Below are 25,138 nucleotides of genomic sequence, written 5' to 3'. Positions count from 1 at the left end.
CGAAACGAGATATATGAGAGATACTATGACCGACCAGACACTCGACCCGCAATTGCATATCCACGACCTCGGCCAGCGCGCGCGCAAGGCAGCTCGCGGCCTGCTGTCGGCCAGCACCGAGGCGAAAAACACCGCGCTGCGCGAAGCCGCGAAGGCGCTGCGCGACCGCACGCCCGACCTGCTCGAAGCCAATGCAAAGGATGTAAAGAGCGTCGAAGGCAGCAAGCCCGAAAGCTTCATCGACCGTCTGCGCCTGACCGAGGAGCGGATCGCGGGCATGGCCGGCGCGCTGGAGGAAATCGCCGAACTGCCCGACCCCGTCGGCCGCCAGCTGGCGACGTTCGAGCGGCCCAACGGCCTCACCATCGAACGCGTCGCCGTGCCGATCGGCGTGATCGGCATGATTTACGAATCGCGCCCCAATGTCGGCGCCGACGCCAGCGCGCTCTGCCTCAAATCGGGCAATGCGGTGATCCTGCGCGGCGGCAGCGAAAGCCGCTATTCGACGCGCGTGATCGTCGATTGCATGCGCGCCGGGCTGAAAGCTGCCGGCCTGCCCGAGGATGCGGTGCAGACGGTCGGCACGACCGACCGCAACGCCGTCGCTGCGCTGCTCAAGGCCGATGAATTCGTCGATCTGGTGATCCCGCGCGGCGGACGCGGGCTGGTCGAACTGGTCCGCGACCAGGCCAGCGTGCCCACGCTGCTCCACCTCGACGGCAATTGTCACAGCTATGTCCACGCCGCCGCCGATCTCGACAAGGCGGTCAAGGTGATCCGCAACGCCAAGCTGCGCCGGACCGGCGTGTGCGGCGCGACCGAAAGCGTGGTCGTCGACCGCGCAGTGGCCGAAGCCTTCATCCCGAAGTTCGCCGATACGATGGGCGCCGATTGCGAGTTGCGCGGCGATGCCGATGCGGTGGCGATCGACGGCCGCCTCAAGCAGGCGACCGAGGAAGACTGGAATACTGAATATCTCGACCCCATCGCGAGCGTGAAGATCGTCGATGGGCTCGATGAAGGTATCGCCTGGGTGGAAGCGCATTCGAGCCATCACACCGATGCGATCCTGACCGAGGACGACGACGCTGCGCGCAAGTTCATGACCAGCATCGACAGCGCAATCGTGATGCACAACGCCAGCACGCAGTTCGCCGATGGCGGCGAGTTCGGCATGGGCGCGGAAATCGGGATTGCGACGGGCAAGATGCACGCGCGCGGGCCGGTTGGCCTCGAACAATTGTGCAGCTTCAAATATCTCGTCCACGGCGACGGCCAGATCCGTCCGTAACCATCCCGCCCGCTCCGGCGGCTGAGTAGAATTAAAGCCTCCCCGGTGCCCTTGTCGGTATCCGGGGAGGTTTGCGTTTGGGGACCCTAACGGATCTCGCTCGCTGCGGCGACCGCCGGGTCGAACACTTCCTGCGGCACGTGCACTTCGACATTCTCATAGCGGTAGACGGGAATCGCCGGTTGCACAGGTCCCGGATCGGGCGCGTACCAATCCGCGCTGGCAGCGCTGTTCGCCGCCGGTGCCGCGGGCGCCGCGCCGGCCCGTTCGCGCAGGATTTGCTGGCCCTGCCGCGCGTCCTCTGCATCCATCCCCGCCAGCCGCGTCACCGGCCCGTCTTCGCCCATCGTCGAAGCGACGACCAGCAAGATGCCGCCCGCCATGCACAGCGCGAATTTCTTGTCCATCATGGGTACTTTCAAGCCGTAGGGTCGCCCCTCGCCTAACAGGAATTGGCCTAACAGGAATTGGTCGCCAGATTCTGCGTATTGGTCAGGTTCTGGTTGGTCCGTTCGCGCACGTTGAACGCGCTTTCGTAACGCAGTTCCAGACCGTTGGCGACGATGCTGGGGAGGATCCGCGGCGTGTAGCGATAGGACACTTCGGCGAACATCACTGCGGTCCCGTCGGCGGCCTTGATCTTGCTCGCCGTCGAACCCAGCCCATCGCGGAGCGAGCCATCGGTCCGGCCCGCATCCTGCGTGCCGTAGCGCGGTGTGGCGGCCAGCGCACCGTAGCAGCGTTGCCAGTTGATCATCTGGCCTGCCTGGCCGCCGGTCCTGCCGTTCGGTTCGAGCGAGGACAGGATCACGCGCCCGTTGGTGGCGAAATCGACCCCGCGCCCGACCTGGTCGGCACCCGCGAAGACTTCGTAGATATCGGCCTCGTCGATCCCCTGGCGCACGCGTCCGGCATTGTCGGCCACCGAAATCGCGATCTGGCTGATGCGCATGTGGGCCATCACCAGATTGATTACCTCGAGCCCGCCGAACAGCAGCGTGACGAAGATCGGCAGGGCGAAGGCGAATTCGGTCAACGCGATCCCGCGCCGCGAACGGATCAGGGCGCGGATGAAACGCCGTGCTGCGGAGGGTGTTTTCCGGCTCATACGCACACCGTCGAAGGCACTTTCTGCGCCGCATAGGGCTGGTTGCGGACCGCCGCCGTGGCATAGATGTGATAGTCGGGCGTCGTGTCGATGAATTTGTGGATCGGGAACAGCCGGGGCATGCTCAGCCGCACTTCGTAGAACACCACATCGTCCGCCCCGCCGACGCCGGTCCGGCCCGCGCTGGTATCGTAGGCCCCGTTGGCATTGAGATCGACGAAGCAATCGCCCAGGTCGTATTGGCCGTTCGAATTGTAATCGGTGACCAGCTTCTCGCTGCGGCCGATGCCTGAGAAATCGTAGAAATTGCGCATGGTGATCTGGTAGGTGGCGCCGCGCGCGATCACGTCCGAACGCGTCTGGATCGCACAGCCGATCTGCTCCTCTACCGTGTCGCCCGTGCAGTTGAAGGTCGGCCCCTCGAGCGAACCGGTCCGCGCGACATCGTTGAGCGCACCCTGGATGACCGAGCGGAGATAGGCCTGGTATCCGAGGTCCAGCCCCCCGATCAGGAACAACAGCAGCGGCGTCAGCACCAGCGCGAACTCGACGATCGCCGCGCCCTGCTCGTCCCGCCGCAAGCGTTTGACGAGGCTCCTCATTGGGTCAGCCTCAGCGCGCCGATCTGGTTGCCGATCTGGCGGAACTTGCTGATCAGCGCGGCGCGGTCGGCGACGGTCGAAGCTTGTCCGGGGCTGCTGGCACAGCCGCTCAGATTGGCAGTGAGCGCGGTGTCGAAACCGATGACCCACAGCGAAGCGCCGAGGTTCTTGGCCGCGTTGCAGGCCATGCGGAAGCGCTGCTCGTGGCGCGCCAGCTGGTTCGAACAATTGCCCGAGCCGGTCGTGCGCATGTCGTTCTGCTCGACCCCGTAAGCGGTATAGACATTGCAATAGGCGGTCTGAGCGCCATCGGTCATGAAGATCACATGGCGGTTGCACGGCATCGAATTGTAATAGTCGCAGCCATCGCCGAACACGCCGCCGGTGGAGATGAACCGCGCGCCCCAGATCATGCCGATGTCGTGATAGGTGCCGCCGACGGTCTGCAGGCCCTTGACGTAAGTGTCGAGCGCGGTGCGGTCCCATTCGGCGAGCCGGCGCGCCTCGGTCGGGCAGGCCCAGTAGCCCTGGCTATAGGCATAGTTCTTGATCCAGCCGCTGGTATTGGCGGCATCCGCATTGGAGGTGGTCGAGGCGGTGCCGGCAGTGCGGGTGAAGATCAGGTCGGGCACCATCGGGCGCCAGCGCGTCGCATCGCTGCCGGGGATCAGGTCGATGTCGAGATCCTTCGCACCCGACGGGATCGTCATGCTGGTCCCGCCGTCGATCCCGGTGGTGGTGTCGCGTTCCTCGATACAGCCGTTCCACACCGCATCGGCCGTGCTCACGCCGGTACCCACTGCGGCGAGCTGCTGCGCATTGTAGCTCCCGCCCGGCGCGGGCACGGTGCCCGCCGCGCTGGTGGCGAAGGTCAGCTTGCCGCCCGGTTTGATGTAGTCCGACGTGTCGTACTCTACCTGGCGATAGGTCCAGTTGCTGAAGGCCTTGGTGCCGCTGTCCTTATAGGTCGTGGTCTCGACGCTCTTCCAGCGGCGACAGCTGCGGTTGGTGCCCGAGGTGTCGGGCGCATTCGACCAGCCCCAGTTCTGCGACTGGTTGTAACTGTTGCTCGACGACGTCCCCCGGTAGCGGGTCACCGTCGTTGGACTGGGCGGCGGTCCCCCGCCGCTGGTGTTGGACGCACCCACGTAATTCTCGCATTCGCTGTTCGACAGGCTGCCGTTATAGACCTCCCACGACCCGCTCTGCGTCGGGGCATTGCTGGTGTAGACCGCCTGGTTGAAGTTCGCCACGCGCGACGGGACAGTCACGTTCGAGCGCATGTAGCCCGCATTCTGGCCATAGACGAGCCGGCCGACATTGACCGTGCTCGAATAGGGCACCACGCCGTAGCGCAGCCGCAATCCCTGCGCCTGGAGCTGCGCCTGCGTCGGCGCGAGTTCGTCATACAGCGCCAGCACCGCATCCTGCAGCGCCGCGATCTTGGTCGACCCGCTGATGCTCTCGGCCATCGAGCCGGTGACATCGAGCACCAGCACGATATCGGTATTGACGAAATTGAGCGAGGCATCGCAGCTGACCGAGACGGGCAGCGAGCCAAAGCCGAACAGGTTCATCACCACCGTCGGGATCGTCGTCTCCGCCGCCACGCGGACCACGCCCGGGCCCGAGCGGCTGATCACGGGGGTGAACCCGGCGGTGCCGTACAGACCTTGCGGAAAGTTGAAACCGAAGAAGTCCTTACCGGTGGCCTCCACCTCGCTCGACAGCGCGTCGTCCTTCATCACCCGCCGCGCGGCGAGGCTGGCGGCGTCGCACGCGCTCTGCATCTTGCTCTTGGCCATATAGGCGCGGCTGAGGTCGACCCCGCTGCCGATCATGATGGTCAGCGGCACCAGCGCCGCGCCGACGATGGGCAGGACGTTACCCCGTGTATCCCGCGACAATTGCGCGAGCAGACGACACAGCAAGGCCATCGGTCAACACTTTCGAAATGGGGTTGGACCCGGCACCGATGTACCGCCCCCGCCTGATCGTTATCGTGATGAGGTTAAGATTCGGTAAGCGGGTGGAGAGATTTCGCATACCCACCGGATCTGCGGGGGAGTTTTTTGTGTTACGCACCCGCATCCGCGGGCGCATCCTCGGGGCTGTTCCTCCGTCGCTGCGCTCCTGCGGGCCCCTGCGGGCGGCCGGTCGGCCTTGCCGTTCGCTGGTCGCGAACGGGACTCGCGCGGTAGGATAGCGGGTCGCGATGATCCCGAGCCGCAGGCGAGGCAAGGGCGACCGCCCGCCCGCAGCGGGTGCAGCTTGCTGCACATCTAGCGAGGACGAACCCGCGGATGCGGGTTCGCAAAACAAAGACCCCTCCTCCTCCTCCTCCTCCTCCCTCTCCCCCCTCCCCGAATTTTCCTACACGCGCCAAATCTGCTCCATCCCCGCAGATGGACCACCCGAACCCCGACCCCAACCCCACCCAACACCCCCACACCGCGCGCGGCACGTTGCCCGCCTTCACCCCCGTCCCGCGCCTGCGCGAGCGGTCGAACGGGTGGAAGCCGCAGGTCCAGCGCGCCTTTATCGAGGCGCTGGCGGATACCGGCAGCGTCGCCAGCGCCTGCCGCGCGGTCGGCCGTGCCGAAGTCGGCGCCTACCTCCTGCGCCGCCACCCCGAGGCCGCCAGCTTCCGCGCCGCATGGCAGGCCGCGCTCGATCTCGGCATGCAGCGGATCGAGGATGTCGCGATGGACCGCGCGCTGAACGGGGTCGAGGTGCCGGTCTATTCCTATGGCAAGCTCGTCGGCAGCCGCACGGTGCATAACGACCGGCTGCTGATGTTCATGCTGCGCAACCGCGCGCCCGAGCGCTTTGCCGAAGGCAAGCCCAAGGGCCTCAACGCGGTGGGCAAGATGGAGCTCGAGCGGCTCAAGCAGCAATGGCGCACGGAATGGGAGGCCGAGCGCAACGCCGCCGCGGGCGAGGAAGAGGCAGAGACGCTGCGCTCGCTCAACACCAAGCTGAACGCGTCCTACGAGAACTGGTACGCCCAGCTAAGCCCCCGCACCCGCGCCGCGTGGAAGGAATACCGGCGGCTGGAGGCGCTCGACCGCGAGGAAGGCTACCTCTGCTACGACGACCCCGAGCACGAGCTCTACCAGAACCCCGAGGCGCAGTGGGGCGAGGCGGACGAGGCGATGCCGTTACCGTTGCCGGAGAGGGGCGCAAGGGAGGTGCCGGAGGAGCCAGTTGAGGACAGCGGCCCTCGCTGTCGGTCGATCAAGGATGACAGCCAAGACTAATGTCCAACATCCCTAAAAGGTAACGCGTATCCCTAACTTGCCCATGCACTCCTTGAAACTTTGAATATGGTGAATTCCATCGATGAATGCATGTCTGCATTCTCGATACTTTTGACCCGCTTTCTTGCGGTTTTTTGGGAAGTGGTGGCTAAGATTACGCCATGTGGAAACATACGCTTGCACTCCGCCTACAGCGGCTAGGCAGTTCTGTATCTGCGCTGACCCCTGCATAGCTTTGAGAGTGGCAAATGGATTGCCCGGTTTAGCGTTCTTCTTTTCAATCCAACCCTTGTTGGCCGCAGAACGTCCGGCTTTAAGGACCATGCCCTCAACTACCTCGGTGATATCAGAAACCCCGAGCGGAGGATTCTGTGTGTACGCCTCAAAGCAACGAGCTAATCGTTTTCGAGCTGATTGTGGCAGGGGAGCAATGCGTTCCTTAAATTCCTCTTGGTGAATTACCTGCAGAATTGGCGTTGGCGAAGCTCGCTTTTGAACGAATCCTTCGTCATCAACTGTGAGCAGCCCATACCCATCGTTGATCAACCGCTTCGCGTCCGCTTGCTCAGCCAGGTAAACTTGCTCCGGGCAAACGCTGTAAACTGAGACCGGAAATTGCAGCTTCTCGAGATCAACCCTTCGGATGGCCAATATCGCAGGATATGCAGTCTCTGACACCTCAACTGCCACCATTAGGTGGTCATGGATCAAAAAGTGGAAGTCTGGGACCCATTGAAGCTTTGCATCAATTTGCTCAGGCCCCGACACCGAGCCGAGCTGATAGACATCCTTGAAGTGACTTTCCGCCGCGTCGCGAAGCCAATCCGTTCCGGAGGTTAGTGAGACATCTGTCACGTTTCTAACCCAGAATCTTCTTAAGGAGATCTTGTAATTGGCGAAGTTCGCTGATCACATCTTGATTTAACTCACTAGACCTGTCGTCCTCGATAATCTCCCCTAGAAACTCGATCAGATTTGTCGCCTCCCGCTCAATTTTCCTTTCGACATACTCAAACTGAACTGACCTAGTATAAGCATCCTGTATGCTATACTTCGTTTTTCTATCAAATACCTTATCGATTTCTCGTTCGGCTTGCTTTTGAGCAACCCCCAGGTTTTCAACAGCCGTCGCGATTTTGGATAGCATCCTAAAATCAGTTACAGCTCCAATAGTTTTCGAGCGAAACTTTTCAATTAGCGTATCTCTGACCTCGTCTAGTCTGCTTCCATACTTCGGAATTCTCTTCACCACCGCCTTAAGAGATTTTTCCATTTCTATGAAAAAATCTTCTGTAATTCTCTGATGAGCTTTCGGTTTCTCGAGCTCGATCATAAGCATTTCTTTGAAGCGCTCAGGAAGCCCCAGCAGCGCTTGGCAACGCCGAATGGCACCGATTGTAAGTCCGGTTAGTTCCGACAGAACCCGCTCATTGGGCTCCTCTCCATTCTCTTCCTTAAATAGATCAATAACTCGTTCAAGTTTAGAAGCGATAGTAAAATAATCCCACTGCTCACGAAGGGCGTGGATATTATACATCAAAACCAAATTTTGAAGTTCTGTCGGCTTTTCTTTAATGATACACGGTATAGATGAGAGGTTCAGTTTGCTCGCGCACCTCCACCGCCGCTCACCATCAAGCAAGTAAAACTGACCACCGTCTTCGTAGACAGTAACGGGGACCTGAATCCCATGCCGATCTATAGACCTAAGAAGGCTGTCCATCTCCTCCTGCCGAAAAATAAGGCGTGGGTTTTCCGGGTTCGGTTGAATCTTGAGTGGCGAAATTTGCCTTAATGTGCTTTTCGCGCCGGCCATCACGCTGCTATCCTGTATAATTTCTCGATTACGGCAGCTTTCGCCTTACCTTTAGAAGCACCAAGGCTTGAGTGAATATGTTGAACTTCTGCTATTTCAGGCAGTCGTCCACACGCAATGCGCGACGTTTCAACCACAAGTTCCTCAGCGTTCCCACATAGACCGTTTGATGGATAGCTTATAATGAGATCAGCATCCAAATTCATCGCCCCTTCAATTAAAGAAATCAGCGATCCTTCTACGGAAGAAGTTTGCGAAAATTGAGATTTGAACCCATCTTTTCTAACCAATCCGCGACCAGTCAGCTCTGGGAAATCGCCCAGCATGATTGTCTCGAGCACGCTGTAATAGCGTGAGTATTGGTCTTTTGTGTAGGGCGGATCGGCGTAGACGATCGCTGGTCGTACGCTATTGCTCTTTAGATTCTCGAGGCACTCAAGGGCGTCTCCTCGGAAGGCCATATTTTTCGTCCGCCAATTACGGCCACCGATTGGCATCAGCCGTTTCAATGAGGCCAACCACTCGTATCTAAATGATCGATCCCTTTGCCGCGAATAGCGCGAGAAGTTAGAGTCTTTTGGAAATAGTGATTGCGCAAAGTGACCAGTAGTATTTGCGATTCGATCGGCGGCCTCACACATGGCGAGAAGCAGCCACCGCTCTTCATCCTGATCAATCTCACCGCTTCGAGAGCAGCGAGATATTACGGAACGGATTGCATCCATTTCGAGCGCCTGGCTAATGGAAAAATATGTCCCCCCATACAAGGCAGTGAGAAGTGCCTGCGGTGGCTCCAACCTCTCCCTCGACAACTCCTGCGCGGCAGCATTGCATTTTTCGAAGATGCGTTGTGCGGCTCGCAAGTCCTGCCCACGAACGGCATCACTTTCGGCTTTGGCCAGCCCAACGTGGCCCTCCGAGAGGGCGATCTCTTCAGCGGCAATCGGCATCGCCCAACTAGACGCGATAGAGTCCGCATTTGGCGGCAACGAAACCGAAGTAAAAATCGCGGTAGCAAGCTGCGACGCAAAAAACTGCGCGTCATTGCACCAAACATTGCGCTGGGGTGACAAAGCCCTCCCGACCGAGCAGGTACCCGCGAATAGGTCGAGCAGCGGGCCGTCACGGCTTTTCCCGCACAACTCCATTATTTGCGCGGTCAGGTGACGCTTGGTGCCCATGTAGCGCATTGCCCCTCCCCCCCTTTGGGTCCGCCCACTTCAATCTGTAGAATTTCGCAGGATTCTAGGGGCTTGTATCCGAAACACAAGGCCTTGGAAAAAAGCAGACGAGAATAGCGACCCAACCCAATATTCGTAGCACGAAGCTACCCTCGTTCCTCCCTGATCCGCAGCGCAACACTAAACCCGTCCTGCGGGATAGTCACATTCCGCCCTGTCTGCGCGGGACGAGCCGACATACGGGCGATCCAGCATCCTCGGAATAAGACCTACTCTTCGCCCATACGTAGGATCGTATCGCACCGCCCCCCGCTCGCCCCTACCCCTTCTTCCGCTTCTTCCGCGCCGCGTATTTCGCGTCGCGCGCGGCCTTCAGTTCGGCTTCGGTCGGGGCGGGCACCGCGTCGGCTTCGGCCTTGGCCTTGGCGGCGGCCTGCTTTTCGGCCTTGGCCTGCGCGATCGCGGCGCGCTTGGCGGCGCTCTTTTCGGCGATGGCGGCTTCGCGCGCTTCCTGTGCGGCCTTGCGCTTGGCAATCGTCGCCTCGTCGAGCTTGGGCGCGGCGGCCAGCTTCTTCAGCGCCTCCTCGCGCGCCTTCTGCGCCAGGGCGAGGCGGTCTTGCAGATTGGGGTCCTTATATCCGGACATAAGCGGTAATCTCTTTTCTGGTTGGCCGGCGGGGTGAGCCGCGGGCTGATGGGGGCTGGACAGCACTGGCGCCGGGGGCGCGGGGCTATTCCTCGCCCATGCGCAGCGCGGCGATGAACGCCTCCTGCGGGATACTCACATTGCCATACTCGCGCATCCGGGCCTTGCCCTTCTTCTGCTTTTCGAGCAGCTTTTTCTTGCGGCTGATGTCGCCGCCATAGCATTTGGCGGTCACGTCCTTGCGCATCGCGGCGATGGTTTCGCGCGCGATCACCTTGCCGCCGATCGCGGCCTGGATGGGCACCTTGAACAGGTGCCGCGGGATGAGGTCTTTCAGCCGTTCGCACATGCCGCGCCCGCGGCTTTCGGCGACATCGCGGTGGACGATCATCGACAGCGCGTCGACCGGTTCGTTGTTCACCAGGATGCTCATCTTGACGAGGTCGCCCTCGCGCAGGCCGATCTGTTCATAGTCGAAGCTGGCATAGCCGCGGCTGATCGATTTCAGACGGTCGTAGAAATCGAACACCACTTCGTTGAGCGGGAGTTCGTAGGTCACCTGCGCGCGGCCGCCGACATAGGTCAGATCGACCTGGATGCCGCGGCGGTCCTGGCACAGCTTGAGGATCGAGCCGAGATATTCGTCGGGGGTGTAGATCACCGCCTTGATCCACGGCTCCTCGATCTGCTCGATACGGCTGGGATCGGGATAGTCGGCGGGGTTGTGAAGCATCAGCTCCTGCGCCGGGTCGGTCCGCGACTTGTTGAGCTGGATGCGGTAGACCACCGAGGGGGCGGTGGTGATCAGGTCGAGATCGTATTCGCGCGTGAGGCGTTCCTGGATGATCTCGAGGTGCAGCAGGCCGAGGAAGCCCGCGCGGAAGCCGAAGCCCAGCGCGGCGCTGCTTTCGGCCTCGAAGCTGAAGCTGGCATCGTTGAGCCGCAGCTTGCCGATGCTTTCGCGCAGCTTCTCGAAATCGGCGGCGTCGACGGGGAACAGCCCGCAGAACACCACCGGCTGGACTTCCTTGTAGCCGGGCAGCGCCTTGACCGCCCCGCCCTTCACCGTGGTGATCGTGTCGCCGACGCGCGCCTGTTCGACTTCCTTGATCTGCGCGGTGATGAAGCCGATCTCGCCCGGGCCCAGTTCGGGCAGGTCGGTGCGCTTGGGAGTGAAGCAGCCGACACGGTCGATCAGGTGCTGCGTGCCGCCCTGCATGAATTTGACGTTGAGGCCCTTTTTGATCGCGCCGTCGATCACGCGGACGAGGATGACCACGCCGAGATAGGGGTCGTACCATGAGTCGACCAGCATGGCCTTGAGCGGCGCGTCGCGGTCGCCCGTGGGGGGCGGAATGCGCGCGACGAGCGCCTCGAGCGTGTCCTCGATGCCGATGCCGGACTTGGCGCTAGTGAGCACCGCGCCGCCTTCCTGCCACGGGCCGGTGGCCTCGATACCGACGATTTCCTCGATTTCCTCCGCGACGCGCTGCGGTTCGGCGGCGGGGAGGTCGATCTTGTTGATGACGGGGAGGATCTCGTGGTCGTGCTCGATCGACTGGTAGACATTGGCGAGCGTCTGCGCCTCGACGCCTTGCGCCGCATCGACCACCAGCAGCGCGCCTTCGCACGCGGCGAGCGAGCGGCTGACTTCATAAGCGAAGTCGACATGGCCGGGCGTGTCCATGAGGTTGAGCTCATAGGTCTCGCCATCCTTGGCGGTATAGTTGAGGCGCACCGTCTGCGCCTTGATCGTGATCCCGCGTTCCTTCTCAATGTCCATGTTATCAAGGACTTGCTCGGACATCTCGCGATCGGTCAGCCCGCCGCAATGCTGGATCAGCCGGTCGGCAAGCGTCGACTTGCCATGGTCGATATGGGCGATGATACTGAAATTGCGTATTTTTGTAAGGTCGGTCATACAAACTGCTTAAACGGAAAAGGCGGCACACGCAGTGCCTTGCGCGCGCCTTAGCCGGGGGAGGCTAACTCGCCAAGCACCGTATCCTCGCGGGGTCAGTAACCGGTGCCCGGTTTGGGTGTGCCCACCTCGACCTCGACGAACTGCTTCGGCGTCCCCGCGCCCTCCTGCTCGCCCATGATCAGCGAATAGGGATCGTCCGGCAACGCGGCCAGCGGACGCCCGGCAGCCTCGATCTGATAGGGCGACACGCGGTGACGCGTACATAGCCCCTCGGCCCCGTCGCTGATCAGCGGGTTCTCGAACTCGACGCCCTGCAGCGATCCCTTCGAACGCCGTACGGTTGCCACCGCCAACTGCCCGCCGCCGAGATCGAGCACCACCTGCGTGCCCAGCGGGACGTCGAGCAGGCCCTCGATCATCGCCCCTGTCTTCGACAGGTTGCGCATCACGACCTTGTAGCGATTGTCTTCGTGGATCAGTCCGATCCGGCGGAACACGGTCTTGCGCGCAGCGCGATATTTGGCCGGCCCCCGCGCGTCGTAGGTCAGTTGCCCATCGGCCAGCCGCTCGAGGAAATCCGCGTTCGGCATTGCGCGGGCGAAGATAAAGCCCTGGACCAGCGTTGCGCCGCGCTGGGTGACGAGTTCGAGCTCGTCCTTTGCCTCGACCCCTTCGGCCACCGTTTCCATACCCAGCGCATCGGCAAGCCCGACGATCGCACTCAGGATCGCGGCGTTGTTGTTGCCTTCCTCGGTCGCACCGCGAACGAAGCTCTGGTCGATCTTGATCGTGTCGAACCGTGCAGTGCGCAGATAGCTCAGCGAGCTGTAGCCCGTACCGAAATCGTCAAGCGCGAGTTTGACGCCCAGTTCCTTGAGTTCGGCGAACATGGCCTGCACGCGCCCGGTATCGCCGAGGAACACGCTTTCGGTGATCTCGAGTTCGAGACGCGCAGGCTCCAGTCCGCTGTTAGTCAGCGCATTCCGGACGGTCTGCGCGAAATCGTCATGCGCGAACTGCATTGCCGAGACATTCGCTGCGACGCGCAGATCGACCGGCCATTGCTTGGCGTCGCGGCAAACCTCGTTGAGCGCCCATTCGCCCATATCCCTGATGATACCCATATCCTCGGCGACCGGGATAAAGACCGCGGGCGGGATATCGCCATGTTCGGGGTGATCCCAGCGCATCAGCGCCTCGCAGCTCTCGACCTTGTGGGTCCTGGCGCAGACGAGCGGTTGGTAGTGCATCGAAATCTGGCCATTGGAGATCGCGTCGCGCAAATCCTCCTCGACCTGGCGGCGATGTCTCGCCCCATCCTTCAGGTCGCTCGAATAGAACCGGTACTGGCCGCGCCCGCCGCCCTTGGCTGCATAGAGCGCCAGATCGGCCGCGGTGACCAATTCCTCGGTATCGAGCCCATCGTAGGGCGCGATCGCGATGCCGATCGAGGCCCCGATGATCGCGCGCGCGCCATTGATCGAATAGGGCTGCGACAGCATCTGGATGAGCCGCTGGCCAAGTTCGCCGAGCGCGCCGCGATCATCGACATCGGGCATCACAATCTGGAATTCGTCACTGCCCAGATGACCGATTTCGCCCGCGCCAGCGACAATCCGCTCAAGCCGCGACGCGACCTGCTTGAGCAGTTCGTCGCCGGCCTGGTGGCCCAGTGTGTCGCTGACCTGCTTGAACCGGTCGAGATCGAGCGTCAGCAGCGCGCAAGCGCGTTTGGAGTTGCGATAGGCCTTGAGCGTCTCGGTCAGGCGCGTGGTCAGGCGATGACGATTGGCCAGTCCGGTCACGGGATCGAATTGCGCCAGCCGTTCGGCGTCGAGCCGGCTTTCGCGACTGGTAGAGATGTCCTTGGCGCTGCCGCGGTAGCCCGTGAAACGGCCCTTGTCGTCGAATTGGGGTTTACCGGCGATTTCCCACCAGACTTCGTCCTTGGTAAAGGCCAGGCGGACATTGAGCTGGCTGATCGAGTTGCGCGCGCTCAGCAGGAAGGCGAGCGGGCGCTGGGGCTTGTTGGGGTCGTCGGCCCGTTCGGGAATGAACAATTCGCCCAGAGGTTTGCCGATCGCCTCGCCATCGGACCAGCCGAGCTTCTCGGCGGCATTATCGGACAGATAGATCAGGCGTCCCTGCGCGTCGGTGGCCCAGAACCAGCCGAGTCCCGCGGCCTCGAAACTGTCGAGCAGTTCGACCCGGCGGATGGCATCGGAAGCAGCGATCGGGCGCAGCGGGGCCTCGTCCGACGCTGCATCCTCATCCGCCGTTGCCCGCACCGATCGCGAGAAGAACCCTGCCATGTGTATTGATGCTCCGATTGATTGCCCACGGGTGCAGTCCGGTGCCCCCCGGCGAAGTCCAATCATAGCAAATGTACCTTAACAGGCGGCTAACCATGTTTACCGGAGGTTTACGGTTGCCCGCATCGGCTTGCCAGCCAGCGGGCGCGCGTGCATGGATTGTCCGTCTTGTGGGAGAAGGACATGCGGCACATCGCGATCGTGGGGTCGGGCCCGGCGGGCTATTACACGGCCGAAGCGGCAGTCAAGAAATGGGGCGAGGACGCCCGCATCGATGTGTTCGACAAACTCCCCGTACCCTTCGGGCTGATCCGCACCGGGGTCGCCCCCGACCACCAGTCGATCAAGGCCGTCGCGCGGCGCTACGAGAAGACTGCGATCGGCGATACGGTACGTTTTGTCGGCAATGTCGCGGTGGGCGAAGACATCACCATTGCCGAACTGGGCGAGCTTTACGATGCGGTGGTGCTGGCCACCGGCGCGCCGGTCGACCGCGCGCTGCCGATTGCCGGGGCCGAAGCGGACAACGTTATCGGCAGCGCGGCTTTCGTCGGCTGGTACAATGGCCATCCCGAATTCGCCGCGCTCGGTCCGCAGCTATCGGGCAAGCATGCAGTCGTGATTGGCATGGGCAATGTCGCGCTCGATGTCGCGCGGATCCTGGCCAAGACCGAAAGCGAGTTCGCCGGGTCGGATATCGTCACCCATGCGCTCGACACCCTGCGCACCAGCAGTATCGAGACGATCACCATCCTCGGGCGCCGCGGCCCGCACCAGATCATGATGACGCCCAAGGAGCTGGGCGAACTCCTGCATCTCGAGCGCGCGCGGCCGCGGGTCGATGAGGCCGACCTGCCGCCGGTCGATGACGACGCCGTGCTCGAGCCGGGCCAGCGCAAATCGGTTACCCTGCTACGCGAATTCGCCGCCCTTCCCGCTGGGGCTGCGGACGAGAAGCCGCTCACGATCGCGTTCGACTTCTACGCCAGTCCGCAGGCGATCCTGAGCGAAGATGGCAAGGTCACCGGTGTCGAGGTCGAGCGGACAGCGATCGAGGACGACCGCGCCGTGGGCACGGGCGAGACCTACCGCCTGCCTGCTGATCTGGTGGTGACCTGTATCGGCTACCAGACCTCCCCGATACCGGGGGTGCCCTTCGACGAGCGCGCCGGCCGCTTCGCCAATGACGAGGGGCGGATCGGACCCGGCCTTTACTGCGTCGGCTGGGCCAAGCGCGGACCCAGCGGCACGATCGGCACCAACCGGCCCGATGGCTATGCGGTGATCGATGTGGTGGACGCGGACATCGGCGCCGGTTCGGACAAACGCGGCCGCGACGGGTTCGACCAGCTCGCCCGCGAGCGCGAACTCGACGTGGTGACCTTCCGCGACTGGCAGAAGATCGAGGAAGCCGAAATCGCGGCCGCCCGCGCCGGCGCGCCGCGCGAGAAGTTCGTCGATATCGCCAGCATGATCGCTGCGCGCGGGGAATAAGCCGCGCTTGCCTAATTCGCGTCGCCGCAGCATGAACCACCGCGGTCGCAACTATAACGATAAGAATATCAGCGGAGAGACCCTCGAACATGACCAGGCTCGACAGCGAAGCTGCGCGGCGCACCGGCGGCTGCGGCCCCCGTGAGCAATCGGTGCGGGAGATTTCGGTCTCCTTGCGCCCCAAGGACAGATCGTCGGGGAGCCCCAGCTAGGTGGCCGGGGATCCGGCGCTGGCCGCCAATCCGCTCTCCCACCAACACATTCGCCCGACTTCCGGCGAAGGCGGCGCACTGGGCCGAACCGGCTTTGCCTGGGCGGTCTTCGAATGGGCCCGCAATCCCTATTACGTTCTCGTCGTCATCTACATTTTCGCGCCCTATTTCGCGCGCGACATCATCGGTGCGGATTTGCTGGCCAGCGGGGCACTCGACGCGATGGAGCCCGAGGCGGCGCTGGCTGCGGCCAATGCGCAAGGCCAGGCAACGATCGCCTCGGTCACCAAATGGGCCGGGATCATTGCCGCGCTGACCGCGCCCTTCCTGGGCGCGGCGCTCGATCGCGGGGGACGGCTCAAGCCGATACTGGTCATTTTCCTCGGCTCGATCGCAATCTGCTCGGCGCTGCTGTGGTTCGCCATGCCGGGCGGTGCGGGCCTGCCGGTGCCGATGATAATGGCGCTGCTGGTCATTGCCTATGTCAGCTTCACCTATTCCGAGGTCACGCATAACGCGATGCTCAGCGTCGCCGGGGAGCCGCGGCGGTTGGCGATGATTTCGGGGCTCGGCCTGGGCCTGGGCAATCTCGCCGCGACATTGATCTTCATCGCGATTGCGCTGTTGTTCGTGCTGCCCGCGATGATCGGCTGGCCCTTCGCGGTTCCGCAATTCGGCGTCGATCTGGCGAGCTTCGAACATGCCCGCATGGTCGGCCCGATCTGCGCGGTCTGGCTGGTGCTGTTCTCGATCCCCTTCTTCCGCAACGCCCGCGATACGGGCGTCGCCGGGGCAAGCTGGATCGCGGCGTTCCGCGATGGCGCGCGCAGCGTCTGGCGCACGGTGCGCGAGGCGGCGCAATACCGCCAGCTGATGACATTCCTGGTTGCGCGCATGTTCTATGCCGATGCCATGGCCGCGCTGCTGGCGCTCGGCGCGGTCTATGTCGCACTGTTCCTCGGCTGGAACTTCCTCGAAATGCTGTGTTACGCGATCTTCGCCAGCGCCTGCGCCTTTTGCGGCGGGATCTTCGGCGGCTGGCTCGAGGGCAAGGTCGGGGTGAAGCGCGCGCTGGCGCTGGAAATCCTCGCGATGATCGTCGTCGGGCTGGTCCAGCTCAGCATCACGCGCGACAGCCTGTTCCTCGGGCTGGTCGAGAATGTCGTGGTGTGGGACGGGCTGGTCTTCCGCACGCTGTCCGACCTCGTCTATCTCGGGCTGATCAGCGTCATCGCGGTCGCGGCCACGGCCAGCATTTCGTCGAGCCGGAGCATGCTCGTCACCCTCGCCCCGCCGGGGCGCAGCGGCGAATTCTTCGGGCTCTATGCTATCGCCGGCACGATTACCGTGTGGATGGGGCCGCTGCTGGTCGAACAGTTCACGCTGTGGTCGGGCGACCAGCGGATCGGGATGACGTCGATCCACCTGCTGTTCGTCATCGGCCTCGCTGCACTGCTGACGGTGAGGATGCCCGACCGGGCCGCCTAGTCTGCGCTGGACTCATCGGTTGCATTGTGGAACCTTCCTCCGTGGAGAGAGGAGCACAAACATGCCCGCATATGATCTGATCATTCGTAACGGGACCATCGTCGATGGCACCGGCCAGGACCGCTTTACCGGCGATATCGCCGTCAAGGATGGCCTGATCGCCCAGGTGGGCGAAGTCAGCGGCGATGCTGCCGAGGAAATCGACGCGCACGGCCATCTGGTCACGCCCGGCTTTGTCGACATCCACACGCATTATGACGGACAGGCCACCTGGGACCAGGAAATGGCCCCCTCGAGCTGGCACGGCGTCACCACCGTGGTGATGGGCAATTGCGGCGTCGGCTTCGCCCCCGCCAAGCCCGACAAGCACGAATGGCTGATCGGCCTGATGGAAGGGGTCGAGGATATTCCCGGCACCGCACTGGCCGAAGGCATGAATTGGGACTGGGAAACCTTTCCCGAATATCTCGACGCGCTCGAGAAACTGCCGCGCACCGTCGACGTCGGCACGCATGTGCCCCACGGTTCGGTGCGCGCCTATGTGCTGGGCGATCGCGAGCGTCCCGGGGCCGTGCCGACCGCCGAAGACATCGCCGCCATGAGCCGCATCGTCGAAGACGGCGTACGCGCGGGCGCGCTGGGTTTCTCCACCTCGCGCACCGTACTGCACCGCGATATCGGCGGCGAAGTCGTCCCCGGCACCACCGCGACCGCCGAGGAACTGGTCGAGATCGGCCGCGCGATGGGCCGCGCGGGGCACGGAGTATTCGAAATGGCCAGCGACATGATGCGCGAATGGGACGAGTTCGGCTGGATGGGGCAGATGAGCCGCGAAACCGGCCTGCCCGTCACCTTCGCTGCGCTCCAGTCGATCGCCAAGGAAATGCCACTCGACGAGCAGATCGAGAGCATGCGCGCCGAAAACGACAATGGCGCCAATATCGTCGCGCAAATCGCGCTACGCGGCAACGGCATCGTGATGGCGTGGCAGGGCACCGTGCATCCCTTCCGGCTCAAACCGAGCTGGAAGGAGATCGAGGACCTGCCGTGGGAAGAGCAGCGCGCAAAGCTGTTCGATCCCGAGTTCAAGGCGCGCCTGATCGCCGAACAGCATGATTTCTCCGAGGTCAATCAGGACATCATGGGCCTGATCATGGTGGTCTGCGGCGGCTGGAACATGCAGTTCGAGATGGATCCCGACTTCAATTACGAACCGACCGCGGAAGAGAGCATTCTCGAACGCGCCAAGGCCGCCGGGCTGTCGGGCGATGAATATGCCTACGAGCTGCTCTGCCGCGACGAGGGCAAGGGCTTCATCTACCTGCCGATCCTCAATTACGCCGATGGCAATCTCGATTTCCTCAAAGACCTGCAATATGCCGACGACACGGTGAATTCGCTGTCCGATGGCGGCGCGCATTGCGGGACGATCTGCGATGCCGCCTCGCCCACCTTCATGCTGCAGCACTGGGTGCGCGACCGGGCGCGCGGCACGATCGGCCTGGAAAACGCGATCAAGCGCCAGTGCAACGATACCGCGCGGCTCTATGGGCTGGAAGATCGCGGCGTGCTCGCGCCGGGCTATCTCGCGGACATCAACATCATCGACATGGACCGGCTCAGGCTGGGCAAGCCATGGCTCGCCTTCGACCTGCCCGCCGGCGGCAAGCGCCTGCTGCAGAAGGCCGAAGGCTATGTCGCCACGATCAAGAACGGCAAGGTGACTTTCCGCGAAGGCGAATGGACCGGCGCGGCACCCGGGGGGCTGATCCGCGGTCCGCAGCGGGTCGAACTGCTGGAGGCAGCCGAATGAAAGCGATCCGTACGGGCGCGACGCCCTCCACGCTCGACGCGCTGGAATATTGCGACATCGACGATACCGCCGCGCCCGGTCCCGGCGAGATTACGGTCGGGTTGAAGGCAAGCTCGCTCAACTATCACGACTATGCGGTGGTCAAGGGCATAATCCCCGCCCCGCAAGGCCGCATCCCGATGTCCGATGGCGCGGGCGTGGTCACCGCGGTGGGCGAAGGCGTGACCGAATTCGCCGTGGGCGACCACGTCGTCAGCACCTTCTTTCCCGACTGGCTCGACGGCTCTCCGCCCACCAGTGCCTTCACCCGCGTACCGGGTGACGGGATCGATGGCTATGCGCGCGAAGCGGTCACCGCGCCGACGCATTGGTTCACCCGCGCGCCCAAGGGCTTCAGCCATGCCGAAGCGGCCACGCTGACCTGCGCCGGACTGACCGCGTGGCGCGCCCTGTTCGTGGATTACGCGCTCAAGCCGGGTGACACGGTGCTGGTCCAGGGCACCGGCGGCGTGTCCATCTTCGCGCTGCAATTCGCCAAGGCGGCCGGCGCGACGGTGATTGCCTCTTCTTCCTCGGACGAGAAGCTCGAACGGGTGAAGGCGCTCGGCGCGGACCATCTGATCAATTACAAGGAAGTGCAGGCCTGGGGCCCCAAGGCGCTGGAGATCACCGGCGGCCGCGGGGTCGACTGCGTGGTCGAGATCGGCGGTGCGGGAACGCTCGACCAATCGATGCTGGCAAGCCGCGTCGGCGGGCATGTCGCGCTGATCGGCGTGCTGGCCGGTTTTGCCGGTCCGGTGCAGACCGCGCTGCTGTTCTCCAAGAACCTCAAGGTGCAGGGCCTGACCGTGGGCAGCCGCAAGATGCAGCAGGATATGGTCGCCGCGATCGAGGCGAACGGGTTGAAACCCGAGATCAGCGATACATTCGCGCTGGAAAACCTGGCCGATGCCTTCCGCCACCAGGAAAGCGGCGGTCACTTCGGCAAGATCGCGATCGAGATCTAGGGCTCGATCACGATCCCCCTCGCGGGATCGACGCTGCCGCCGGCCATGGCGGTGAAGGTGTCGCGCGCGGCGGCGAGGCCCGCGAGCCGTTCGATGGTCACGCTGTCGCCCGCATCGGCGAGGAACGCGCGCCAGCTTGCCGCCATCTGCTTGCCCGCTTCTTCGGGGCCGAGGTCCCTGAACAGCGCGACCGCGTGATCGGGGGCGAAGAACAGCGTCGGCGTAGGCCCGGGAAGCTCTGCGGTGCCCCCGCCGCGTTCGTCGATATGCGTCGCCCCGACGAGGCAGGAATACTGCAACACCTCGTCCAACCGCTCGTGAATTTCGCGCAGGAGGCCGGCATTGCCCGCGAAGTCGACCGCCACACTCGGCTCCTGTTCCAGCTCGGCGACGCGATCATAGGCGATCACCTCGTCGTACAGTCCGCTCGCCTCGACAAATGCGACATTGCCCGCCGAGGTCAGTCCCACCCGCCGCACAGCGGGCGAACGATGCTTTGCCACGCTCGCCAGCCCCATTGCGGTCTTTGACGAGGCGCTGGTGATGACCAATTGCCGCGCACCGAACCAGTCTTGCGAGCGCATGAAATATTCGATCAGGAAACCGGTCTTGAACAGCGGCCCGAAGATCATCCGTTCGCCCTCGCGCGCCGGGTCATGCTCGGGGTCGGCGGCGAGCCGCGAATACTGGTTGTAGATCGGGCTCATCGGCTGGCGATGTTCGGCCATGTCAGCGAAACCGCCCGCCGAGACCTTGCCCGGCACGACATCGAGATGCGTCGCCATGGGCAGGTAGCCATAGACCCGCTCGCCCACCGCGATTTCGGGATGGTTGCTCTCGATCACCCGCGCGTGCCCCCACATGGGCACGATGCCCATGCCTTCGGGAGCGGGGAAGAAGTTCCAATAGCCGAAGCCGTCGCCAACGACGGCGTAGGTCACATTATTCGCAGTAACCGAGAAACTCTCGATCGCGAGGCGGATGGCGCCTGCGGCCAACTCCCCCTGCTCGCACTCGACCAGCTCGGCCGTGGCAATGGCATCCTTGCGGACATGAACCTGCTGCATTCGCACCTCTCCTTGCGGATCAGGCTACCGACCTGCCGGTGCGAATGCGAGCGATTAAACCCGCATCGGCATCAGCACGTAAAGCGCGGGCGAATTTTCGTCCTTGCGGATCAGCGTCGGGGCGCCAGCATCGGCCAGGTGGATCTCCACCGTGTCGGCATCGATCTGGTTGAGGATGTCCTTGAGATAGCCCGCGTTAAAGCCGATCTCGAACCCGTCGGACGAATATTCGGCCGGCACTTCTTCGGTCGCGGTGCCATTGTCGGGACTGGTAACGGTGAGCGTGACCTTGTCCTTGTCGAGCCCCATCTTGACCGCACGGGTCTTCTCGGTGGCGATCGTCGCGACACGATCGACGCCTTCGTGGAAGCTCTTCGGATCGAGCCTCAACAGCTTGTCGTTACCCGTTGGAATAACGCGCGAATAATCCGGGAAGGTGCCGTCGATCAGCTTGCTGGTCAGGACCACCCCGCCCGTCCCGCCAAGCTTGAAGCGGACCTTGCTGGCCGACAGGTCGATCTGGACATTGCCGTCGAGCGATTCGTCGAGCAGCTTGCGCAATTCGGCCACCGCTTTGCGCGGCACGATGACATCGGGCATGCCCTCCGCACCCGCGGGCCGCGGCAGGGTGAAGCGCGCGAGGCGGTGGCCATCGGTGGCGGCAGCCCTGAGCACGGGTTCATTGTCGTCCGAGACGTGGAAGAAGATACCGTTGAGATAGTACCGGGTCTCTTCGGTCGAGATCGCGAAGCGGGTGCGGTCGATCAGTTCGGACAGCGTCTTGGCGGGCAGTTCGAAGCTGGTCGGCAGATCGCCTTCCACGATCACGGGGAAATCGTCGCGCGGCAGCGTGGGCAGCGAGAAGCGGCTCCGTCCGGCGTTGATCGCCATGCGGTTATCCGCCGCCTCGAGGCTGACCTGCGACCCTTCGGGCAGCTTGCGCGCGATATCGAACAGCAGGTGCGCCGAAACCGTAATCGCGCCCGCGCTGTCGACGCTGGCATCCATATGCTCGACAACCTGCAGATCGAGATCGGTCGCCATGACCTTCAGCGAATTGTCGCCTTCGGCCTCGATCAGCACATTGGAGAGGATGGGGATGGTATTGCGGCGTTCTACGACCGACTGCACGTGGCTGAGACAACGCAGCAGCGTCGCGCGTTCGATGGTGGCCTTCATGGTCCTACTTTCGTCCCTTTTGGGCGCCTGGCAGGCCGGAATCGCCCCACCAGCGCCGGAATACGGATAGTCACCCTAGCGGGGCGGGCTTGGGGGGCAAGGCCGGACGCCGCGGCGCCGCAATTCCTTGGGGAAAAGTGGGCGGAATCAGCCCATCATCGCCATGCCGCCGTTCACATGCAGCGTCTGGCCGGTGACATAGGCTGCCTCGTCGCTGGCAAGGTAGGCCACAGCGGCGCCGATCTCGTCGCCCTCGCCCATGCGGCCCATCGGAATGCGGCCGTTGATCGCCGCCTTCTGATCGTCGGTCAGCGCCTCGGTCATCGCAGTGCGGATGAAGCCGGGGGCGACGCAGTTCACGGTGATGTTGCGACTGGCCAGTTCCTGCGCGAGGCTTTTAGACATGCCGGTAAGCCCCGATTTGGCAGCGACATAGTTCATCTGCCCCGGATTGCCGGTATGGCCGACGACGCTGGTGATCGAGATGATCCGCCCGCCCTTGGCCTTCATCATCGGCCGCGCGCTGGCGCGCATCAGGCGGAAGCTCGCCTCGAGATTGATGCGGATGACCTGGTCCCATTCGTCATCCTTCATCCGCATCGCCAGATTGTCGCGCGTGATGCCGGCATTGTTGACGAGGATGTCCATGCGCCCGAGCGTATCGACAGTGGCCGGGATCAGTTCCTCGACCTGCGTCGTGTTCGACAAATCGCAGGTGATCTCGACATGGTCGTGGCCGAATTCGTCGTTGAGCTGTTCGCGAAAGGCACGCAGCTTGTCGCCGTTGGAGCCGGACAGCGCGAGCCGCGCGCCCTGCTTGGCCAGCGCATAGGCGATCGATGAACCGATCCCGCCGCTGGCACCGGTGACAAGGGCGGTCTTGCCTTCGAGGCTGAACATCACGCGTTCTCCTTGGCGAAGTTTTCGAGGTCTTCCATGGTCACGAGGCTGACCGTGGTCGCCTCCTTGTCGATGCGGCCCACCATCGGGGCAAGCACCTTGCCGCCCACTTCGACGAAGCGTTCGATGCCGGCTTCGCGCATCGCCAGTACGCTTTCGCGCCAGCGGACGCGGCCGGTGATCTGCTCGACCAGCAATGCCTGTTCTTGCGCCGGATCGGTCACGCGCGCGGCGGTGACATTGGCGAACAGAGGCACTGCAAAGGCCTGCGGCGGCGTCGCTTCGAGCGCGTTCTTCATGCGCAGCGCAGCAGGGCCCATCAGCGAACAGTGGAACGGCGCCGAGACGGGCAGCTTGATACCGCGCTTGATCCCGTGATCCTTGGCCATTTCGATCGCGCGGTCGATCGCCTCGGCATGGCCGGAGATAACCACCTGCGTCGGGTCGTTGTCATTGGCGACTTCGCAGACCTGGCCTTCGGCGGCCGCTTCGGCGAGCGCGGTGGCCTTCTCGATATCCGCGCCCAGCAGCGCGGCCATCGCGCCGACGCCGATGGGCACGGCATCCTGCATGGCAATGCCGCGCAGGCGCAGCAGCTTGGCGGTGTCGGTCAGCGAGAATGCCCCGGCGGAGCACAGCGCACTGTATTCGCCGAGCGAATGACCCGCGACGCAATCGGCGCTCTGGGCGAGAGCGATCCCGAATTCCTTTTCGAGGACTCGGGCGGTGGCCACCGAATTGGCCATGATCGCGGGCTGCGCATTGGCAGTCATCGTCAACTCGCTTTCCGGCCCGTCCTTCATCAGCGCCGAGAGCTTCTGCTTGAGCGCCTCGTCAACCTCTTCGAATACCGCGCGGGCATGCGCGCTGGCGTCGGCGAGGTCGGCGCCCATGCCGACTTTCTGGCTTCCCTGTCCGGGAAAGATGAATGCAGTCATGTAATTCTCCTCGCCGCCGCGCCTAGTCGCGCGCGGCGCGCGCCTCAAGCCCGAAGGGGACAATCTTGTTGGCAGCGTCGTGCCCGATATCCGCCCTGCCGAGATAGGGAATGCCGCTGCGCCGGCACCAGTCCTGCGCGATCGCGACCTCGTCGCTGCCGAAGGGGCGGTCGTTCTCGGGGATATCGCTGATCCGGCCGAGGCGCAGGCCCGCGATGCCGCCAAGGTGCTGCGTCACATGAAACAGCAGCCGGTCCACCGCATAGAGATGCTCTGCCACTTCCTCGACCATGACGACATGGCCCGACAGGTCCGGGGCAAGCTCGGTCCCGACCAGCATCGCCAGCGTGGCGAGGTTGAAAGCCACCGCGGGGCGCGTGTCGAGGCTGGGTTCGAGACCGTCCTCCTCGCCCTTGAACCAGCCGAGCGCGCGCTCGATCGCTGCGGCGCCGCCCTCGCGCCGGACATCGCCCGCCAGCGGCCCGTGCGCGACGCGGCCGATGCCATGCCGGTACAGCGCGGCGAGCAGGAAGCCGGTGTCCGAATAGCCGAGATAGGACTTGGCCCGCGCTGCCACGTTCAATTGCGCCATCGCCTGCGCGGCGATGCGGTTCGAACCATAGCCGCCCATCGCGAACCACACCGCATCGAAACCGGGATCGTTGGCGCAATCGAGCAAGGCGGCGAGCCGCACATCGTCGCTGCCGGCGAAATGCCCGTCTTCGGCAAAGCATTGTACGTGGAACTGCAACGATACGTCGCTGCGCCCCGCCACCAGCGTTTCGACCGCCGCGGCGCGTTCGCGCTTCAACCGCTTTCCGGGGGCGCAGATCGCAATTCTGACCATGCGCCCTGCTAGCGTGCTTGTATCGCGCGGCACAACTCAATAGCTGCACCGCC

21 protein-coding genes are annotated in these 25,138 nt (G+C 63.3%); 6 read left to right on the top strand and 15 right to left on the bottom strand.

Features of this window, described 5'->3' with window-relative positions; all coding sequences use genetic code 11:
- Window positions 1–25: 25 nt before the first annotated feature.
- Window positions 26–1,291 (top strand): glutamate-5-semialdehyde dehydrogenase, encoded by a 1,266-nt coding sequence (locus J2S32_RS01575; RefSeq protein WP_253515377.1) that lies wholly within the window; start codon window positions 26–28, stop codon window positions 1,289–1,291.
- A gap of 86 nt (window positions 1,292–1,377) precedes the next feature.
- On the opposite strand, the gene J2S32_RS01570 is transcribed toward J2S32_RS01575, so the two are convergent.
- The 4 genes from J2S32_RS01570 to J2S32_RS01555 are packed head-to-tail and all read right to left on the bottom strand — an operon-like array spanning window position 1,378 to window position 4,938.
- A complete protein-coding gene (locus J2S32_RS01570) occupies window positions 1,378–1,701 on the bottom strand; it encodes a hypothetical protein (protein ID WP_253515376.1) in 324 nt (107 codons plus the stop codon).
- A gap of 47 nt (window positions 1,702–1,748) precedes the next feature.
- On the bottom strand, window positions 1,749–2,399 hold the full coding sequence (locus J2S32_RS01565) for a TadE/TadG family type IV pilus assembly protein (RefSeq protein WP_253515375.1): 651 nt from the start codon (window positions 2,397–2,399) through the stop codon (window positions 1,749–1,751).
- Entirely contained in the window at window positions 2,396–3,001 is a 606-nt protein-coding gene (locus J2S32_RS01560; protein WP_253515374.1) for a TadE/TadG family type IV pilus assembly protein, read from the bottom strand. The genes J2S32_RS01565 and J2S32_RS01560 overlap by 4 nt, the downstream gene beginning before the upstream one ends.
- On the bottom strand, window positions 2,998–4,938 hold the full coding sequence (locus J2S32_RS01555; RefSeq protein WP_253515373.1) for a TadE/TadG family type IV pilus assembly protein: 1,941 nt from the start codon (window positions 4,936–4,938) through the stop codon (window positions 2,998–3,000). The genes J2S32_RS01560 and J2S32_RS01555 overlap by 4 nt, the downstream gene beginning before the upstream one ends.
- 468 nt (window positions 4,939–5,406) lie before the next feature.
- Here J2S32_RS01555 and J2S32_RS01550 point away from each other — a divergent pair, with 468 nt between their 5' ends.
- The gene (locus J2S32_RS01550; protein ID WP_253515372.1) at window positions 5,407–6,261 is read left to right on the top strand and encodes a hypothetical protein; all 855 of its coding nucleotides are present in this window, start codon (window positions 5,407–5,409) and stop codon (window positions 6,259–6,261) included.
- Between the two features lie 12 nt (window positions 6,262–6,273).
- On the opposite strand, the gene J2S32_RS01545 is transcribed toward J2S32_RS01550, so the two are convergent.
- The 6 genes from J2S32_RS01545 to J2S32_RS01520 form a co-directional block, all read right to left on the bottom strand.
- Complete coding sequence (locus J2S32_RS01545; RefSeq protein ID WP_253515371.1) at window positions 6,274–7,116, bottom strand: hypothetical protein; 843 nt, start codon at window positions 7,114–7,116, stop codon at window positions 6,274–6,276.
- A 4-nt stretch (window positions 7,117–7,120) separates the two neighbouring features.
- Entirely contained in the window at window positions 7,121–8,077 is a 957-nt protein-coding gene (locus tag J2S32_RS01540) for a ParB/RepB/Spo0J family partition protein (RefSeq protein WP_253515370.1), read from the bottom strand.
- Entirely contained in the window at window positions 8,077–9,267 is a 1,191-nt protein-coding gene (locus J2S32_RS01535; protein ID WP_253515369.1) for a DNA adenine methylase, read from the bottom strand. The genes J2S32_RS01540 and J2S32_RS01535 overlap by 1 nt, the downstream gene beginning before the upstream one ends.
- A gap of 310 nt (window positions 9,268–9,577) precedes the next feature.
- Window positions 9,578–9,904 (bottom strand): DUF6481 family protein, encoded by a 327-nt coding sequence (locus tag J2S32_RS01530; RefSeq protein ID WP_253515367.1) that lies wholly within the window; start codon window positions 9,902–9,904, stop codon window positions 9,578–9,580.
- An 85-nt stretch (window positions 9,905–9,989) separates the two neighbouring features.
- Window positions 9,990–11,825, bottom strand: coding sequence for a translation elongation factor 4 (lepA, locus tag J2S32_RS01525; protein WP_253515365.1), 1,836 nt, complete (start codon window positions 11,823–11,825; stop codon window positions 9,990–9,992).
- A gap of 95 nt (window positions 11,826–11,920) precedes the next feature.
- Window positions 11,921–14,140, bottom strand: coding sequence for an EAL domain-containing protein (locus J2S32_RS01520; protein ID WP_253515362.1), 2,220 nt, complete (start codon window positions 14,138–14,140; stop codon window positions 11,921–11,923).
- Between the two features lie 183 nt (window positions 14,141–14,323).
- On the opposite strand from J2S32_RS01520, the gene J2S32_RS01515 reads away from it, so the two are divergent.
- The 4 genes from J2S32_RS01515 (at window position 14,324) to J2S32_RS01500 (ending at window position 20,154) form a co-directional block, all read left to right on the top strand.
- Complete coding sequence (locus J2S32_RS01515) at window positions 14,324–15,634, top strand: FAD-dependent oxidoreductase (RefSeq protein WP_253522859.1); 1,311 nt, start codon at window positions 14,324–14,326, stop codon at window positions 15,632–15,634.
- Window positions 15,635–15,846: 212 nt separating this feature from the next.
- Window positions 15,847–17,334 (top strand): MFS transporter, encoded by a 1,488-nt coding sequence (locus J2S32_RS01510; protein WP_253515360.1) that lies wholly within the window; start codon window positions 15,847–15,849, stop codon window positions 17,332–17,334.
- A 61-nt stretch (window positions 17,335–17,395) separates the two neighbouring features.
- Window positions 17,396–19,147, top strand: a complete 1,752-nt coding sequence (locus tag J2S32_RS01505; protein ID WP_253515358.1) for an N-acyl-D-amino-acid deacylase family protein — start codon at window positions 17,396–17,398, stop codon at window positions 19,145–19,147.
- On the top strand, window positions 19,144–20,154 hold the full coding sequence (locus J2S32_RS01500) for a zinc-dependent alcohol dehydrogenase family protein (protein ID WP_253515356.1): 1,011 nt from the start codon (window positions 19,144–19,146) through the stop codon (window positions 20,152–20,154). The genes J2S32_RS01505 and J2S32_RS01500 overlap by 4 nt, the downstream gene beginning before the upstream one ends.
- Here the strand turns inward: J2S32_RS01500 and J2S32_RS01495 are convergent.
- From J2S32_RS01495 to J2S32_RS01475, 5 genes are all read right to left on the bottom strand, one after another.
- Entirely contained in the window at window positions 20,151–21,221 is a 1,071-nt protein-coding gene (locus J2S32_RS01495) for a DUF2855 family protein (RefSeq protein WP_253515354.1), read from the bottom strand. The genes J2S32_RS01500 and J2S32_RS01495 overlap by 4 nt on opposite strands.
- Window positions 21,222–21,275: 54 nt before the next feature.
- Window positions 21,276–22,400 carry a DNA polymerase III subunit beta gene (gene dnaN / locus J2S32_RS01490; protein WP_253515353.1) on the bottom strand — a complete coding sequence of 375 codons (1,125 nt, stop codon included), beginning with the start codon at window positions 22,398–22,400 and terminating at the stop codon, window positions 21,276–21,278.
- 147 nt (window positions 22,401–22,547) lie between these two features.
- Window positions 22,548–23,300, bottom strand: a complete 753-nt coding sequence (fabG, locus tag J2S32_RS01485) for a 3-oxoacyl-[acyl-carrier-protein] reductase (RefSeq protein ID WP_253515352.1) — start codon at window positions 23,298–23,300, stop codon at window positions 22,548–22,550.
- A complete protein-coding gene (fabD, locus tag J2S32_RS01480) occupies window positions 23,300–24,238 on the bottom strand; it encodes an ACP S-malonyltransferase (protein ID WP_253515351.1) in 939 nt (312 codons plus the stop codon). Before fabD ends, fabG begins: the two co-directional genes overlap by 1 nt.
- Window positions 24,239–24,260: 22 nt before the next feature.
- A complete protein-coding gene (locus J2S32_RS01475; RefSeq protein ID WP_253515350.1) occupies window positions 24,261–25,085 on the bottom strand; it encodes an LD-carboxypeptidase in 825 nt (274 codons plus the stop codon).
- Window positions 25,086–25,138 lie beyond the last annotated feature (53 nt).

This window comes from Qipengyuania citrea (genome assembly GCF_024171405.1).
GTDB lineage: Bacteria > Pseudomonadota > Alphaproteobacteria > Sphingomonadales > Sphingomonadaceae > Qipengyuania > Qipengyuania profunda.
Note: the sequence above shows the minus strand (reverse complement) of the source record. Positions and strands in the feature narration are given on the sequence as shown.

Bases quoted from the DNA above. Each gene is read 5' to 3' on its own strand.
- J2S32_RS01575 (WP_253515377.1), top strand. From the start codon at position 26: ATGACCGACCAGACACTCGACCCGCAATTGCATATCCACGACCTCGGC.
- J2S32_RS01570 (WP_253515376.1), bottom strand. From the start codon at position 1,701: ATGATGGACAAGAAATTCGCGCTGTGCATGGCGGGCGGCATCTTGCTG.
- J2S32_RS01565 (WP_253515375.1), bottom strand. From the start codon at position 2,399: ATGAGCCGGAAAACACCCTCCGCAGCACGGCGTTTCATCCGCGCCCTG.
- J2S32_RS01560 (WP_253515374.1), bottom strand. From the start codon at position 3,001: ATGAGGAGCCTCGTCAAACGCTTGCGGCGGGACGAGCAGGGCGCGGCG.
- J2S32_RS01555 (WP_253515373.1), bottom strand. From the start codon at position 4,938: ATGGCCTTGCTGTGTCGTCTGCTCGCGCAATTGTCGCGGGATACACGG.
- J2S32_RS01550 (WP_253515372.1), top strand. From the start codon at position 5,407: ATGGACCACCCGAACCCCGACCCCAACCCCACCCAACACCCCCACACC.
- J2S32_RS01540 (WP_253515370.1), bottom strand. From the start codon at position 8,077: ATGGCCGGCGCGAAAAGCACATTAAGGCAAATTTCGCCACTCAAGATT.
- J2S32_RS01535 (WP_253515369.1), bottom strand. From the start codon at position 9,267: ATGCGCTACATGGGCACCAAGCGTCACCTGACCGCGCAAATAATGGAG.
- J2S32_RS01530 (WP_253515367.1), bottom strand. From the start codon at position 9,904: ATGTCCGGATATAAGGACCCCAATCTGCAAGACCGCCTCGCCCTGGCG.
- lepA (WP_253515365.1), bottom strand. From the start codon at position 11,825: ATGACCGACCTTACAAAAATACGCAATTTCAGTATCATCGCCCATATC.
- J2S32_RS01520 (WP_253515362.1), bottom strand. From the start codon at position 14,140: ATGGCAGGGTTCTTCTCGCGATCGGTGCGGGCAACGGCGGATGAGGAT.
- J2S32_RS01515 (WP_253522859.1), top strand. From the start codon at position 14,324: ATGCGGCACATCGCGATCGTGGGGTCGGGCCCGGCGGGCTATTACACG.
- J2S32_RS01505 (WP_253515358.1), top strand. From the start codon at position 17,396: ATGCCCGCATATGATCTGATCATTCGTAACGGGACCATCGTCGATGGC.
- J2S32_RS01500 (WP_253515356.1), top strand. From the start codon at position 19,144: ATGAAAGCGATCCGTACGGGCGCGACGCCCTCCACGCTCGACGCGCTG.
- J2S32_RS01495 (WP_253515354.1), bottom strand. From the start codon at position 21,221: ATGCAGCAGGTTCATGTCCGCAAGGATGCCATTGCCACGGCCGAGCTG.
- dnaN (WP_253515353.1), bottom strand. From the start codon at position 22,400: ATGAAGGCCACCATCGAACGCGCGACGCTGCTGCGTTGTCTCAGCCAC.
- fabG (WP_253515352.1), bottom strand. From the start codon at position 23,300: ATGTTCAGCCTCGAAGGCAAGACCGCCCTTGTCACCGGTGCCAGCGGC.
- fabD (WP_253515351.1), bottom strand. From the start codon at position 24,238: ATGACTGCATTCATCTTTCCCGGACAGGGAAGCCAGAAAGTCGGCATG.
- J2S32_RS01475 (WP_253515350.1), bottom strand. From the start codon at position 25,085: ATGGTCAGAATTGCGATCTGCGCCCCCGGAAAGCGGTTGAAGCGCGAA.